The following is a 16,010-nucleotide window of genomic DNA, read 5'->3' on the forward strand; positions in this document are numbered from 1 at the left end:
CAAATAAACTTAACGCTTAAATAACGGCTCTTCCGTTATCTAGTTTTAGAATTGGCAATGTCACAGGAGCAGCAAATAAAGTCAACAGAAGTCGCGGGTTCTGCCCCTACAAAATTGCAACGAAATGTTTCGTATTCTTGCGATAAGTATAAGTGAATTTGCTTATTTTGGATTACAGCTATTTAACATTTGCGCCAAGTGGCGGTTTTTCATCGCCAATTTGATAGCGACTATCAGTATACAAATTAGTCAGTTTGATGTGCGTCAATGTCCTTTATTTTAATGTGGATAAACTGATTTTAGATTGAGTCCCTAGAGGAGCGCACAATGAAGAAATCGAACCTAACCGCATTGATTGGAGTGCTGTGTTTTGGAGCGACTGCGGTCGCAGTAAATGCCCTCGATGCACAAACCTATCAAAGTGTGCGTAATGAGCCTATTCAGCCGATACAGCCGGCTGTCATAACCGAGCCTGAAAAAGTTGAATTAGGCAAAATGCTTTTCTTCGAACCGCGTCTGTCTCGTTCAGGTTTTATTTCCTGTAACTCATGCCATAACTTGAGCCGTGGTGGTACAGACAACTTGCCCACGTCGATTGGTCACAACTGGCAAGAAGGACCGATTAACTCGCCAACTGTGTTGAATTCAAGTTTAAACTTGGCTCAGTTCTGGGATGGACGAGCTGCAACGCTAGCTGAGCAAGCTGCGGGTCCAATCGATAACCCACTCGAAATGGCATACACACATACATTGGCAATCGAAGTTCTTCGTTCAATACCAGAGTATGTTGATTTATTTGAAGGTATCTACGGAACGCGCGATATCACCATTGATCATGTGACAGACGCGATTGCAGTGTTCGAAGAAACTTTGGTCACGCCAAATTCTCGGTTTGACCAGTGGCTGTTGGGTGATGATGAAGCGCTTACTGCCCAAGAACTCAGGGGCTATAAAACCTTCAAGGAAATCGGTTGTGCAGCCTGTCACTATGGCGAAGCAGTCGGTGGTAGAGATTTCCACCGCATGGGCTTGGTGCAGGAGTATCAGACCGAGAATCCTTCCATGGGGCGTTATGAAGTAACTGGCAAAGACGCGGATCGATTTTCCTTTAAGGTGCCAACCTTGCGGAACGTCGATAAAACTTATCCTTACTTCCACGACGGTGCCGTTTGGACGCTTGAAGAAGCGACCGATATTATGGCGAAGTTGCAGCTGGGGCGAGAACTGCCGCAAGAAGACATCGATAACATGGTGGCCTTTATGAAAACGCTGACTGGCGACCAACCACAAATCACTATTCCATTGCTGCCGCCGTCGCGACCGAATACACCGCGACCTAAGCCATTCGACAGCGAATAATCGCTAGTACATTCAGCAACGAAGCCTCAAGCCCACTAGGTTTGAGGCTTTATTTTATCTAAGTCATTATTTTTTAAACGGTTATTTCCTCTCTTGTCAGAGGTGCTATGATTTAGATCAACTCAATAAATTAGAATTTGCTTATACTTATTTAAATTGAATGAGTAAAGCAGAGGAGCTCGCTATGAGTCAGCTAAGAACCGCACAATTTGTCGCCCCGTTATTCGCCGTATCGTTGCTTGCTGGCGCGATTCATACCGCTGTAGCCGATGAAGAAGAGCAGTCGAGTACATTTTTTGAAGTCACGGCCCGGGTGCAAACCGAACTGGTGGGTGTTGACGGCAGCGCTGCCGAAGCTCGCGGTAAGGACAACTGGTACATTACCGATTCTTGGGGTAACGGCGTTAATAATAACCACAACTGGAGTGCTGTGTTTTTGCACGGTGAACACAAATTCGACAACGGTGTTCGTGTTTTTGCGCGCCATGGTTGGAACTACGATATGGACGGCTTAAAAGATGGCCGTGCTAAGTATCGGGAGAGCTATGTCGGTATAGCGGGTGACCTCGGCATGGTGCGAGCGGGTCGACTGGAGTCCCCGTATAAATTGAATACTTTACAATGGGACCCCTTTGTTGCCACGTTCTTGCAAGCACGCACAAACATGGGTAAATCAGGTGGTCCGTTAGGCGCTGGCGCTTACATTGATGATGCGGTTGATTACACACTGGTTCGAAATGGTGTGACTTATCGAGCGTTTTACTCCAATAACGATGGCCAACCGGCACCGCAGGGTGTTGAACGCGACAGTACATTCTCTGGCTCGATCAATTTCCCAATTCATGAAAATGTTGAATTAGCGATCGCCCATATTGACGCTGGAAACCGCGGAGCAGGTAAACGACAAGGAACGAAAGTGGGCGCGCGGACGCGTTATCAACAATTTACCTTTGCGGTAGAGTATGAGTTCCGTGACGAAGGGCTCGAGAATGGCGAGTTCTTGTTTTTGAGTGGTACTTATAACGACGGTCAACGCAATTGGTCGGCAAGCTATGGCCAGTTTATGGACGACGGCATCCAAAATAACGACGGTGAATATTACGCCTTAGGCGTTGCTCAGCGTTTTAACCGGAACGTTGCTGTGCATGCCGGTTTTCGGCGTACTGAGCGCGACATCACTGGGGGCGAGAACGCCGTCGGTATTGGTCTACGCCTAACTTGGGGCTACCGCCACAACTTATGAGCGTTAAATCCTTTTCTTCCTCAGTTGGCCAGCTTAAGCTGGCCTTTTTTATGCAACTGAGACGGCGTTATAAGAGACAAAAAGAAGGCCAGCGTTATAGCTGGCCTTATTCATAGTTGTTGCGCTATCTAGATTGCCCGGACTCGTATCGGTAATCCCTGCCGAATTGAGGCGCCGGATACATTTTCCAACCAAGTTGCTGCTTGTTTGCGGGTTGGATCTCGGAAGCCGAGGTCATTGAGGTTAATACCGGCGCCGAGCCATTGATGGCCAATCTGCTTGTTACCGTCGATGGTATGCTCAGCAGCACCAAGTTCAGTGTGGCCAAAGCCATGCTCGATACCTAAGGCGCCCGGCACAACACTATCGCTGACTAACGCTAAACCAATGACTTTGCCACCTGGGCTCTCAATTTCGATGGTGTCGCCATGTTTGATGTTAAAGCGCGCAGCATCCTTGCGATTCATCAGTACCGGATTGTAGGGCTTGAGCATACGCAAGCGTTCCATACCCACTGAGTAGCTGTTCATCAGGTTAGACTTAAACGAGAACGCTAAGAGTGGCCAGTCTTGTTCACTGAAATGATCACGCATTAAACTGCCATCCCAGAAACGCGCTTGCTGGAAAGACGGTACACCGCAGTGGCGTTGGCCGTTATAACTGTCGATGGTGGTGCCGACGTCCTCGTTATAAACACACAGTGGTCGGGTCCAAGCATGTTTGACTTTATCGCCTTGGTAGCTTTCACTCGCGTCTTCGAAGCGGCCACCACGTGAGTACAAGTGAGCAACGGGGCCGACTTCCTCGGCTTTCAATATCGTGGTAATGCGGTCCATGAGCGGCTCAACGCCACCAGCAATGATGTCTTCGGCACTTGCTTTTGGCAGCGCTTGCCCTTGAAAGGCAATATTCGCTGCGGCACGTAAATAGTAATCTTCCGGGCGGTCGAAGTCGTAACGATTACCATTGGCGTCGCTGAGTGCATCTTTACCAAAGCCAGGAAGCTTCATCCGTTTCGCCACGTTGATAAAGAATGACTCAAGACAAACGGGGTCACCGTCTTTCGTTTTCACCTGCCGTGGCTCAACAACCGGCCAACAGGCAGTTGTCATTTGCGTTAAGGTTCCGCGCCAAGCACCGGTGAAGCCCCAAACTTCGTACATGACCGAGTCGGGAACAATATAATCAGCGTAACGATTGGTTTCGTTAATAAAACCATCAACTGCAACAAAGAGACCTAAGCGTTTTGGATCAGAAATCTTGTCAGCGATGATCTTGGTTAATCCTGCTTGTCCGTATAGCGGATTCGCCATACAACTGATTAAAGCTTTCGCTCGATAAGGATAACCTTCGAGGCCAGAGAGCAGGTGCTCAGTTAATAAAGGCGGTGCAAGACGGCGCCACGGCGCATTGGCAGGATACGGATTTTCACCGGCCTCAACGCGGCGGCGATATTCTGACGAGTTTTCGTAAGGCATGCGTGAACGTGATAGGAATAAGCCACGTGGGCCAGTTTTCCCAGGGAAATCACTGAGGTTATAACGCGGCCCTGTGCCATTGCCATTAAAGACACCGCCACCGACGGCCATACCACCACGCTGATTGATACTGCCAGCAAGCACGTTCAGCATGTTCAGGCCAAAAGCAGCGTAGAAGCCGGTCGCCGACATCATGCCGCCGTGGGTGTCGACCACAGCCTGACGACCATGCTCGGCAAAACGCTTTGCCATCGCCTTGATTTTTTCCACCGGAATACCAGTTTCTTTGGCATACACAGTGTAATCATGGGCAGTCGCTTGTTCGCGCAGTTTCGTTAGACTGCTTTTTACCTGAACGGAACCGTTGGCTGTTTCGATAATCTGGTCAACAAAGAGTTGTGCAGCTCGGACGCTCTCTGAGCTAACTAATTCGCCGTTAGCGTCCATCACTACCGGATAATCATTGTCGTCGCCTGCTTTAGCTTGGCCAAGATCGGATAAGCGTAGAAACTTACCTTGATTTGGATGCCCATCTTGCTCGATGACTAAGTGACTAGCGTTTGAATGGCCGCGTTCACCGGCTAGGTTTGCACCGTAGTTACCGGGAATTTCCAAATAGGCTTGGTTGTAGCCGTGGTTTTCTAATAACCAACGAATTAAGCCCATTGCTAGTGCGGTATCCGTTCCAGGTTTAATCGGTACCCAGCGAGCACGATCGCCACTTGAATGATTAGCAGCGACATTCAATGCCGGGTCAATCACCATATACTCCAGTTTGCCTTTTGCCCGCGCTTCAGCGAGTAATCGACCTTGGCGCTTAAACGGGTTACCCGCTTGGCTCGGTGCTGTGCCGACAAATAAGGCAAAACGTACGTTATTGTAATCTGGCTTGCTGTGCGTATTGGTTTGGAGGTTATTAAAAATTGCGCCTGAACCCATACGGAAAGCCAGACCACAATAGGAACCATGGTGACCGTAGTTACGTGTACCAAAAGCATTCATGGTAAAGCGTTGGAGAATAGCCGAGCGGCCATAATCAGTGGCTTCCATCACTAACAACTGATTTGACTTAGGGCCGTATTCCGGATTATGCGGGTCGAGTGGTTCTTGGCCATAAATATCTTGCAGGCCTTCGACAGCACCTTCGCCAAAGAGATTGCCACCGACGACAATTTCTTCAATCAATTGCTCGAATGGAATCGATTGCCATTGTTGACTGCCACGCGGGCCAACGCGCTTTAAGCATTCAGTTACGCGTTGTTCACTGGTTAACTGCGCCATGGCGGCATTGCCACGCGCACAAGCAGTTGAACGGTTGAGCTGGCCTTGATCTTGAAAGTTACTTAAGTTGCGCAGAGCTTCCATCACTGGTGTTTTTTCCGGCAGATGCTGGTCAGCAGAAAGCGGATGATAAGGGTTACCTGAGACTCGCAGAACTTTGTTTTCACGGTCATCAATGCGAACCCGTACACCACACTTGGTGGTACAGCCGTAACACACAGTAAAGGCGATACGTTGTTCAGGGTTCAATTGCACTTTGCCTGAGGCTGGGTCAACTATGTATTCAGGTGCTAGTGAGTTACCGTGAATGCGGTCTTTGGCTTTGGTACCGGCACTGCCTGTGAGGGCGCCCTTACCAATTTTCTGTAACGGTCCCGAATAGCCTGCGGCAAAGGCGGTTGTGCCACCGACGACTGCTGCGCCTTTCAGAAAATTACGACGATTCTTATCCATGTTGCGCCTCCAGTTGAGCTTTACCTTGCCAAGGAATAAAGAGATCGATGAGCAGCAGGGCGGCAAGCCAGAGGCCGAACGTTCCAATAATACCCATGAGACCATAAGAGCCGAGCTCGACCACCAGTTGATAGTAGCCGGCAGTGTTCTTGGCAACGGTTTGCACTTCCATCAAAACCATCCAACGGAATGCCCAACCCACATGCAAGGCAAGCAGACCGACAATCCAAGCCCAGTTCAATACTGACCTTGCTTGGTTGCCGGCCTTGAGTGCTAAGCCGGCTAAAACGAACAAGGTCACACCAGCGACTAGCGCCCAAATGGCGCTAAGTCGCCAATCGCTATTTGCCTGAATCGACTGAAGTGCGGCGGCAACAGAATCGCTGTGGCCTGAAAAACCACTGACGAACCAGGCGGTTGCCACTAATGCTGAAATCAGCATCGCAATGAGGATAACTTTAAGGCCTTGGCGGTTGATGTCCTCACGACCTTCTCGCTCTGGTGACATCCAACGATTTAGCAGTATAACGAGGCCAGCAGCAGCGACCATGCCGGTAGTGACAAACATGATCGGCAACCAATTGGTGTGCCACAATGGTCGAGCTTTAATGATGGCAATTTCGGCACCGGTATAGAGCATAATGCCGAAGGCAAAAAGTGTGGCGACCAAGGCGACCGTTGTTAGGATAGCTCGACTCGCTTGCCAATCTCCGAAACTGAGTACTTTCGCTATACTAGGGCGGAAGCCGCTGCCTGCTCTTGCTTTTTGGAGCGCGGGACGCCAGGCAAGCCAAACATACGCCAAAACACTAATCAAGTAGAGCGGTAGCAAGATACTGCCAATCGACATCCATGAGGTTGGTGTTGCGTTGGTGTAGAAGTGCCAAAAACGCATGGGTTGATGCAGGTCCGCGAGTAATGCAACCGGTGCGACCAAGGTGCAGGTTAACGTGATTAATAAGGCCAGACGAGCCATCGGCTGCCAGCGTTGAGCCAACTGGCCGCGACCTATGGTGCCCGGTAAACTGAGCAATAGCGCGGAGTATGAAATTGCAATTAAAAAGAAATATTGCACGGCCCAAGGGTACCAAGCTAATTCATAACGCGGGGTGAGGATTTCAATGATCGAGGAATTCATAACCAATCTCCTTGCCGTCCATATCACGCACATCCCAAAGGGCAGGTTCGGCCTGAGGCCGTGATAAGAAGCGTTCATCCATACCGAGGTAATAAACTTGCGGTAGGGTGCCTTGCTCTGGTTTTAAAACCATTAGCTCACTGCGGTGTTGGGCAATCATTTTGCTAATTTGACTGCTGGGGGCACGCATATCACCAATAATGCGGGCACCGCCAACACATGACTCGACACAAGCAGGCAGTAAGTTAGCTTCGAGACGATGTGCGCAGAAGGTGCATTTGTCGGCCGTTTGCGTCTTTTTATTTATGAACCGAGCATCGTATGGACACGCCTGAACACAATAAGCGCAGCCAACACAGGCTTCATTGTCGACGACAACGATGCCGTCTTTGCGCTGAAATGTGGCTTGCACTGGACAGACAGGCACACATGGAGGGTTCTCACATTGGTTACATAAGCGCGGCAACATCATGGTAGCGAAATCGCCAGTACTTTCATTGCTGACTTCGTATTGAGAAACAATGGTGCGAAAGTTGCCTAATGGCGCTTCGTTCTCAATATGGCAAGACACTGTGCAAGCTTGGCAGCCGATACACTGACGCAGGTCAATGAGCATGCCGTAGCGCTTGCTCGCGTCGCCTTCACGTCGCGCTGGTTGACTATTGATCGGTGAAGCGACCGCAGATGATGACATGGTGATGCTGGCAAGCGGCACAAGTGCAGCGCCAGCGGTTAGCTTTGCAATTTGACCAAGAATTGCGCGGCGGGCAAAGTCCATACTGCCTCCGAGAGGGGTTGCGAAAATGACAAACCCACTATAAATCAAGGGACTTTAATGAACTTTGATCGAGGTCATGTATATTAGCGTTTATTAATATTTAATACACTAACGGTTAAGTTTAAGTTCCTAAAATAATTCGGTTTTTAACCAGTAAACGACAGAGTTATCGTCAGCGAGAGTGGGGTATTGGCCCACTCTCGCTATGAATAAGTTATTCAGCGTCGGTTGATGGCAGTTCAGGTAAAAACTGCGGGCGTTGGAAGCCACCGACAACGTCTTCAATGAGGGTGGCGAGGCTCAGCAGCTGTGGTTCACTATATGGTAAACCGATTATGCTTAAGCCGATAGGGCGCACATCTTCGCGACCGGATGGCACAGTGATCGATGGGTAACCAGAAACGGCCGCCGCTGTTGAGGTGCCAAAGCTATAGCCGGGTCCTTCACCGGGTGGAATTGGCCATGCAGGCCCATAAGACGGCATAATAATAGCGGCTACGCCAAGCTCTTTCAGGTATTGATCAAGGTGTGCTTCGGCAAGTTCGCGACCGGTACTCAAAGCAAGCAAATAGCTCGCTTCAGCTTCGGCTAAGTCAAGCGCAGCAGCCGCTTCGAAATACTCCTGACCAAACAGCGCTAAGGTCCGCTCAGCGTTCGCTTGGTTATAGGCAATAATGGCGTTCATATCTTGCGCTTGTTCGGGAGCTCCGAATTCAGCAAGCCAGGCATTGAGATCCCGTTGAAACTCGTAAATTAATACTTCAAATTCGGCTTGACCAAGTTCTGGCGGTAAACGCCACTCTGGCACTTCAATGACTTCGATACCTTGTGCGCGCAGCAAGTTCGCGGTGCGGTCGGTCAATTCTTTGACGCCAGTGAAACGTTCGTCCCAAGCGCGTACTAATACCACCGGCTCGCCGGAGTATGGCGCTTGACTGGCGCGTGCTAATGACACACCGAATTGGTCAGCAGCGTCGGGTGTGATCATGGCATCAAGTAAGAGAGCTGCGTCGTAGACGTAACGGGTCATAGGACCAGCAATGTCTTGTGCCGACGCAATTGGAATGATGCCGTGCCCTGAAACCGTTCCTCGCGTTGGCTTAATTCCGACGACACCATTGATTGATGCCGGACACATAATTGAGCCGTCCGTTTCGGTGCCGATTGCGAGTAACGCGAAGTCGGCAGCAACAGCCGCCCCAGAGCCTGAACTTGAGCCACACGGATTGTGGGTTAAAACATGCGGGTTGCGAGTTTGGCCACCGAGTCCAGACCACCCGGAAATAGAGTTCTGACCACGAAAATTTGCCCACTCAGAAAGGTTGGCTTTGGCCAAAATAATGGCACCTTCATCGCGCAATTGTTGCACGAGCTCAGCATCAACTGCAGTTGTAAAGCCTTGCATGACTTCCGCGCCAGCAGTTGTTGGCATGCTATCGGCGGTCGCAATATTCGCCTTTAAGATGACCGGCAAACCATGCAATTGCCCTCGGAGTTGACCCGCTGCACGTTCGCGGTCGCGTTCAGCTGCGATCGTTAGTGCCTCTGGATTAACATCGATAATCGCACGAATTTCGTATCCCTGTGCATTGTTCGCGGCAATCGCAGCAAGATAATGCTCCACCAAAGCGACACTGGTGAGAGCTCCGGACTCTAACTGTTGTTGTGCTGTGGCGGCGTTTGTCCATGCTGGGTCAGCAGGTTGTACAACTTCAGGTGCTGGTGAACAGGCAGCAAGAAATAGCGAGGCGCTCAGCGTTACACCTGCAAAAATTCGTAGTTTGGTCGTAAACACAGGGTTTTCCTCTATTGGTTTGGACTCTTTTTGTTATATGGTGACTTTGCCAGTTTGCGACATATTTCGCCAGAAAAATTAGACAACTTCGATTCAAGTAATGAATCATTTGTACGAAAGACAATGAGGCAATCCATGAAATGCATTGAAAAGTCAGTGATTAACCCTGTTGTACTCGCCACCACGGGACTACTACTTTTGGGCTCGGCATTCGCAAGCTCTGCTCACGCCCAAGCGGTTAGCTATAAAGATCAAACGAAGCTCCATGATATCGCCGTAGCGCCAAATCCTGAGAACTTACGCCGTGATGTCCAAACTCTAGTGGATTTTGGCACCCGTCACACTATGTCGGAAACCGAGTCCGAAACGTATGGTATTGGTGCTGCCCGACGTTGGATTTATGATGAGTTTCAACGTATTTCAGCAGCCTGCGGCGGTTGCTTAGAAGTTTACTATAGCAGTGATATTATTGAAGGAACTCCGCGGATTCCCAACCCTGTAGACGTGGTCAGTGTTGTTGCTATTCAACGTGGTAAGACCGACCCGGGACGTTATGTTCTGATGTCGGGTGACATTGACTCGCGTGTCACAGATGTCATGGACTATACCTCAGAATCTCCGGGTGCGAATGATAACGCCTCTGGTGTTGCTGGGACTTTAGAAGCAGCACGAATTCTCAGCCAGTATGAATTTAATGGCTCGATTGTGTACGCTGCCCTTGCCGGTGAAGAACAAGGCTTGTTTGGTGGTGAGATTTTGGCCCGACAAGCACTTGAGGAAGGCTGGCGCTTACATGCGGTATTAAACAACGACATGATCGGTAACATCGCGGGAATTAATGGCGTGATCGACAATACCACCGCCCGGGTGTTTGCTGAAGGCACGCGCATGAACGAGACTGAAGAAGATGCTCGCCGCCGCCGTTTTACTGGTGGTGAAGTCGACTCGCCTAGCCGTAACTTAGCTCGTTATATATCTTGGATGGCTGACCGTTATATCCCGAATTTGGATGTCATGGTTGTTTATCGTTTAGACCGATTTGGTCGTGGCGGGCATCATCGTCCGTTTAATGATGTCGGCTTTCCGGGTGTACGTATTATGGAAACCAACGAGCACTATGACCGCCAGCATCAAGACTTACGCAACGAAGACGGACGCCATTTCGGCGATACTATTGAATATGTCGACTTCGACTATGCCGCCAAACTCACGGCGTTAAATGCAGTGACGCTAGCGAGCATGGCATGGGCACCAGCGCCACCGAGTAACGTTGAAATTCGCGGTGCAGTACAACCTCACACGACACTTAGTTGGGCGCCTGCCAGCGAGGAAGATGCAGACAATGTTGCTGGCTACCGCATTTATTGGCGCTATACCGATGCGCCGAACTGGCAATTTAGTCGCGACGTGGGTAATGTAACTGAGTTTACTTTACGGAACGTCGTGATCGACAATTACTTCTTCGGAGTTGCCAGTGTTAGCAAGGATGGTTTTGAAAGCCCAGTGGTCTTCCCTGGTGCAGCAGGCACGTTCGACCTGCGATAATTTTTCTGGTGTTAAACCTCAAGCCAAGGCATTGCGTTGTGCTGCCTTGGCTTTGCCATTACTTGTTGGACTCAATGGCTGTTCGGATTTGAATTCGAATGCAGAAATTGAAATATTGCATAAGCAAACCGAGCAAATTTCACAGTTACAACGATTAGAAGCCGATACTGCACGCAATACGTTGCGAGCTGCTCTTGAAGATCCCCGCTTACATCCGTATGCATTAGCCCGCGCTGTTTTTGAACAAAGCGGTGCTCGTGTTGAAACGCCTGCCTTTTTAGTGCAGTTTTCCGCGACTTTGCTCGATGCTAAAGCCGCGCCAGACCTAATTGACGATTTAATTGAAGAGCTCTTGCAGTCATTTGAAGAAATTAGTCGTCAAAACGAGTTTCTTGCTGAGTACTCGTCGATCTTTTACATGCGCTTACTCGCAATGAGCTCGAAAACAGCGAACCATGAGCGTACCGAGCAATTACGTTTGCAAGTGGAAGCGTTGATTGAAGCGGAGGGAAATGAGTCGTTCTCTAATATCGAGCTGCTGCAGTACTACCTTGAAGGGGCCGACCTTGCCCGCGCCGAGTATCACCTTGAGCGTTTAGGTGAGGGCTTCGCCCGCACTAGCTTTTCGCTTGAGTTGATTGATGCGCACCTCGAACGCGGTGATTACTATGAGGCACAACGGTTAATTGATAACACAGCACGGCAGCCGGAGTGGTTGCAGCAATTTATCAAAGATTGGGTGGCTATTTTGCTTCGCGCAGACCGCCGCGAAGAAGCGGTTGATTTTGTTTTACATTCAACACAGGCGATTCTCGAACAACTCAGCGGCGCCGATGATCATTACTTCTATTCGTTACCGAATGAGATTTTAACACGAACGACCCTGTTGCAAGAGTTAGGTCGACACGAGGAAGCGCGAGAAGCAATGCTGACAAGCTATCGTTATTCACTTTTACATGAACCTCAGTCTTGGTATTTATTACAGGCGACACTTCCATACATAAAGGGTTTTGCAGCGCTCGGCGAGCCGGTACTCTTTAATGAAGTAAAGAACTGGGTCTTCAATCGTATTTACCAGAACCTCGAAGAGGACGATTTTCATTCGTTCATGGCGAATTTTGTTTTTAATACTCAAGCACTTGAGATAGAAGAATTTGCCCTTGAGTTTCTTGATGTGGTTGCTGGCTATAACGATGTCAACGAACGGATTCCAGCTGCAGAGTTCGCATTTTCCCTCGGTTACGCTTACGGCGCACTAGGCCACTCTGAGCGCAGTGACTACTATCTGCAGCCTTTATTGAACGATTCATATCGGTTTCAAACTCTATTTGAGAGCACTTTGTCGAGTTCAATGAAGGCCGTGGAATATTTGCTTGAGGCTGGATATGTGGACGAAATAAAAGATTATATTGGCGCTACCAACTCATTCTGGCTGCAATACATGCTGATTGAAAAACTAACTGCTGATCAACGTTTTGTTGACGCATTAGAGCAAATCGCGATACTCGATATGGACGCAATAAACGAAGCATTCTTCCTATTAATGGTTGCCAAAGGCTATTTGGAACAAGAAATACTGCCCAACGCAGAAGCACGGGAAGTGATGGCGCTGAACTGGCAACGTTACATGCCAATGGACGAATAATTTTAGCAAGGAATCCTGCGATGAAAAAAATCCTACCAATCAGTCTTGCGATACTGTCTATAACTTTGACACCTGCCTGCTCTGACTTGTCTCAGGACGCGGATATTGAAGTATTACAGCAAGAACAATTGCGTAGCGACATGGAACAACTGGCAGCGGCGACTTCCCGCAGTTCGTTGCGTGAAGCGCTTGACGATCCGCGTTTGCATCCGTATGCCTTGGCAAGAGCCATGTTTGAGCAAAGTGAACTAAAAGCGCAGGCGCCAACATTTCTATTCCAATTCGCGGCCACGTTACTTGACGCTGAAGTAGCTCCTGACTTAGTCGAAAAGGAGCTTAACCAACTCATTCAGGAGTTCGATGAGATCAGTCGTCAGCAAGAGTTTTACGCGCAAAGTCCGTGGATGTTTTATATCCGCATGTTGCGATTCAGCCAACAGACAGCCAACCACGAACGCACCGAGCGATTGCGTTTACAGATTGAAAACTACGCCGAAGTGAATACGTTTGATCTCAATGCGAGTGGCGAGTTGATTGATTTTTACATCGAACGAGGTCAGCTTGACGATGCTCGCCGTCATTATGACCGAGTGGAAGACCGGTTCGGTCGATTTATACTCGGCTTACCGTTAATTAAGGGCTATGTTGCACATGAGCAAGAACGTGCTGCCCAGTTGTTGATCGACCAACTCAGTCGCGATCTGGAAGGGGTCGATTATTTCATTGATGACTGGATTAAAGTTCTGCTGGATGCGAACCGTCGCGAGCAAGCAATTGCATTTTTACTCGACCGTCGCGACGCTATTCTCGCTACACTCACGTCCGATACGCCACGCATGTTCTTTACGCATGCGCACAATTTCACCACGATTATTAAAAACCTGCAGGCACTCGGACGCGAAACGGAAGCACGCGAAGCATTGGTGCAGGGGTATCGCTATGGGCTGGAAAACTCACCGGGTGACTGGTACCTGCTTCGCGGTGCATTACCTTATTTACAAGGTTTTAAAGCACTTGATGACGACGCTCTTTTTGCCGAAGCGAGACGGGACTTGTTTGCTCGGTTATATGCACTATTGGAAACTAGCGAGAATTTCGCCCAAATCGTCTTTGGCTTCAGTAACATCATGCAGGAGCTTGAGTTAGAGTCTGCGGGCCTCGAATTTATTGATCAAGTCGCACTCTTTAACGATAAAGAACAACGCGTTGCCCCAGAAGTCCTGTATTTTCTGTTGAGCTATTCGTATGGTGTATTGGGTGACGAACAGAAAGGCGCAACCTATTTACAACCGCTCTTGAACGATTTCACCTTGTTAGAGCAGCTCATGACGTCTTTAGAGATCGGTCAAAATGTCCTGCTCACTCATCTACTCGACGCAGGTTACATTGAGGAAGTACAAGCGCTGATCGGTCGGTCGCCGAGTTTCACAAATTCGCGGATGGTGTTTGACGCATTGATTACCAGAGAACGCTATCTTGAAGCGCTTGAAGTGATTACTCAGCAACGCATCGATCCGGTCTTTGATATTGTCATGTTACTGCAAGTGGCTCACGGTTATCTCAAACAAGGACAACTGCCAAACGCCGAAGCCCGCGAATTCATGGCCCAACATTGGTCTCGCTATATGCCGATGGAATCGGGAGGTTCTGCGTTGTGAGCCGCGTTAAGGTGACATCTCGCTTGTTTGCATACGCCACGCTGATTTCAATTTTATCAGCGTGCTCAGATATGGGCTCGAATGCCGATATTGAGGTGCTACAAAAACACGATACAGCAGCAGCGGAAGTTCGTCTTATCGAAACTGAAACTGAGCGACGCTCGCTGCGCGAAGCCCTTGAAGATCCGCGTTTACATCCCTATGCGCTGGCGCGAACTATCTTCGCTGAAAGCGATTTTCGACAGAACAGTCCGATGTTTCTTTTACAATTTGCCGCGGCATTGATTGATAGTGAAACGGCACCTGAGATTGTCGACCGTGAAGTTGACAATTTACTTGCGGCTTTTGATGACATCAGCCGCTTACAGCCGTATTTCGCGCAAAATGAGTGGACGTTCTATCTTCGTTTACTGCGTGTCAGTCAATTCACACCCAACACAGAACGCACGAAGCAATTGCGCGACCACGTTGAGGACTTATTTGAACTCCATATCATTGATGATAATTCGCGGGCACGGCTGGTGGAGTTCTACCTTGAGCAAGATAACCTCCTCGCCGTAGAACGGCATTTAGAGCAAATCGACGAGCCGTATTATATTGCCCGCTTCAGCTTGATCCTGATTGAGCGATATTTGCAACGCGATGATCGCTATGCGGCTCAGCGTCTACTCGATGAATTATCGTTGATGGAAACTGAGTTGCTTGGATTCACAGCTGAGTGGGTTTCCGTGCTCTTACTCGCAAATCGAGAATCGCAAGCGGTGACCTTTGTTCTCGATGGGTTTGATAGGGCATTTTCCGCGCTTTATGATGAGGATCAGTTTACCTTTTACCGGAATATAATTTCTTTTAATGATTTAGTGCAGCAGGCGTTGCGGCTTGAGCGTGCTGACGAGGCGCGTGATGCGTTGTTACGGGCATACCGTCAGTTGGCTTCGTTTTCAGGGCTTGAGTTGATTAACGTCCGTTTGTCCATCCCGTTTTTAAAAGCTTTTGCCACTCTGGGTGACGAAAGCACGTTCGCCGAGGTAAAACGAGATGTTCTCGCTCGAACCTACAGCTATTTGCAGAACCCCGACTATTTCACTGAGGTTTTATGTGCGTTTAGTGCGGAGATGCTTGACCAAGGCCTCGAGCAACATGCCATCGAGTTGATCGATATAGCCGCAAAGATCAACGATGACGAAGTGCGAATTCCAGAACCTGAGTTCCATTACGCTTTGGGCTATGCATACGGGATGCTTGGGGAAGAAGAGCGTGGCCAACGTCATTTGCAAGCGTTGTTTAACGACCCCACTAAACTTGATGAGCTGCTCAGTTCATGGCGGGTTTCACCATTTGTTGTCATTCAAGACTTTATCGATGCTGGTTATGTCGACGAGGCCATTAGTCTTGTTGGTACTCAACCTAGCATGACTGAAATACGGGTTATCTTTGGTGCCTTGGTTGCTGAAGAGCGCTTTGTCGAGGCTTTGCAGAAACTAGGTGAGTACAACCTGAATGAGTCGTCGACCGTCTGGGGATTACTCACGATTGGCCATGGTTATTTGTCGAGCGGTATGTTGCCCAATGCAGAGGCAAGGGCTGTGATGCAAGACTTTTGGTCACGGTATATGCCGACGGATTCTTAATGCTGC

The 16,010-nt window shown here is 49.2% G+C and carries 10 protein-coding genes; 6 read left to right on the forward strand and 4 right to left on the reverse strand.

Features of this window, described 5'->3' with window-relative positions:
• Positions 1-327 precede the first annotated feature (327 nt).
• Both CWE06_RS07230 and CWE06_RS07235 read left to right on the forward strand, forming a co-directional pair.
• Entirely contained in the window at positions 328-1,359 is a 1,032-nt protein-coding gene (locus CWE06_RS07230) for a cytochrome-c peroxidase (RefSeq protein WP_126792636.1), read from the forward strand.
• Between the two features lie 184 nt (positions 1,360-1,543).
• Positions 1,544-2,602 (forward strand): porin, encoded by a 1,059-nt coding sequence (locus CWE06_RS07235; protein WP_157981153.1) that lies wholly within the window; start codon positions 1,544-1,546, stop codon positions 2,600-2,602.
• Between the two features lie 128 nt (positions 2,603-2,730).
• Here the strand turns inward: CWE06_RS07235 and CWE06_RS07240 are convergent, their stop codons facing one another.
• From CWE06_RS07240 to CWE06_RS07255, 4 genes are all read right to left on the reverse strand, one after another.
• Complete coding sequence (locus tag CWE06_RS07240; protein WP_126792640.1) at positions 2,731-5,814, reverse strand: molybdopterin dinucleotide binding domain-containing protein; 3,084 nt, start codon at positions 5,812-5,814, stop codon at positions 2,731-2,733.
• Entirely contained in the window at positions 5,807-6,952 is a 1,146-nt protein-coding gene (gene nrfD, locus CWE06_RS07245; protein WP_126792642.1) for an NrfD/PsrC family molybdoenzyme membrane anchor subunit, read from the reverse strand. The genes CWE06_RS07240 and nrfD overlap by 8 nt, the downstream gene beginning before the upstream one ends.
• A complete protein-coding gene (gene dsrO, locus CWE06_RS07250) occupies positions 6,933-7,730 on the reverse strand; it encodes a sulfate reduction electron transfer complex DsrMKJOP subunit DsrO (protein WP_126792644.1) in 798 nt (265 codons plus the stop codon). The genes nrfD and dsrO overlap by 20 nt, the downstream gene beginning before the upstream one ends.
• A 214-nt stretch (positions 7,731-7,944) precedes the next feature.
• A complete protein-coding gene (locus CWE06_RS07255) occupies positions 7,945-9,525 on the reverse strand; it encodes an amidase family protein (RefSeq protein WP_241972509.1) in 1,581 nt (526 codons plus the stop codon).
• Positions 9,526-9,648: 123 nt separating this feature from the next.
• Here CWE06_RS07255 and CWE06_RS07260 point away from each other — a divergent pair, with 123 nt between their 5' ends.
• The 4 genes from CWE06_RS07260 to CWE06_RS07275 are packed head-to-tail and all read left to right on the forward strand — an operon-like array spanning position 9,649 to position 16,004.
• On the forward strand, positions 9,649-11,070 hold the full coding sequence (locus CWE06_RS07260; protein WP_420808525.1) for a M28 family metallopeptidase: 1,422 nt from the start codon (positions 9,649-9,651) through the stop codon (positions 11,068-11,070).
• Complete coding sequence (locus CWE06_RS07265) at positions 11,000-12,715, forward strand: hypothetical protein (protein WP_126792648.1); 1,716 nt, start codon at positions 11,000-11,002, stop codon at positions 12,713-12,715. The genes CWE06_RS07260 and CWE06_RS07265 overlap by 71 nt, the downstream gene beginning before the upstream one ends.
• 20 nt (positions 12,716-12,735) lie before the next feature.
• On the forward strand, positions 12,736-14,373 hold the full coding sequence (locus CWE06_RS07270) for a hypothetical protein (protein WP_126792650.1): 1,638 nt from the start codon (positions 12,736-12,738) through the stop codon (positions 14,371-14,373).
• On the forward strand, positions 14,370-16,004 hold the full coding sequence (locus CWE06_RS07275) for a hypothetical protein (RefSeq protein WP_126792652.1): 1,635 nt from the start codon (positions 14,370-14,372) through the stop codon (positions 16,002-16,004). Before CWE06_RS07270 ends, CWE06_RS07275 begins: the two co-directional genes overlap by 4 nt.
• The last annotated feature ends 6 nt before the right edge of the window (positions 16,005-16,010 follow it).

The organism is Aliidiomarina haloalkalitolerans (assembly GCF_003987315.1).
GTDB lineage: Bacteria > Pseudomonadota > Gammaproteobacteria > Enterobacterales > Alteromonadaceae > Aliidiomarina > Aliidiomarina haloalkalitolerans.

Bases quoted from the DNA above. Each gene is read 5' to 3' on its own strand.
- CWE06_RS07230 (WP_126792636.1), top strand. From the start codon at position 328: ATGAAGAAATCGAACCTAACCGCATTGATTGGAGTGCTGTGTTTTGGA.
- CWE06_RS07235 (WP_157981153.1), top strand. From the start codon at position 1,544: ATGAGTCAGCTAAGAACCGCACAATTTGTCGCCCCGTTATTCGCCGTA.
- CWE06_RS07240 (WP_126792640.1), bottom strand. From the start codon at position 5,814: ATGGATAAGAATCGTCGTAATTTTCTGAAAGGCGCAGCAGTCGTCGGT.
- nrfD (WP_126792642.1), bottom strand. From the start codon at position 6,952: ATGAATTCCTCGATCATTGAAATCCTCACCCCGCGTTATGAATTAGCT.
- dsrO (WP_126792644.1), bottom strand. From the start codon at position 7,730: ATGGACTTTGCCCGCCGCGCAATTCTTGGTCAAATTGCAAAGCTAACC.
- CWE06_RS07260 (WP_420808525.1), top strand. From the start codon at position 9,649: ATGAGGCAATCCATGAAATGCATTGAAAAGTCAGTGATTAACCCTGTT.
- CWE06_RS07270 (WP_126792650.1), top strand. From the start codon at position 12,736: ATGAAAAAAATCCTACCAATCAGTCTTGCGATACTGTCTATAACTTTG.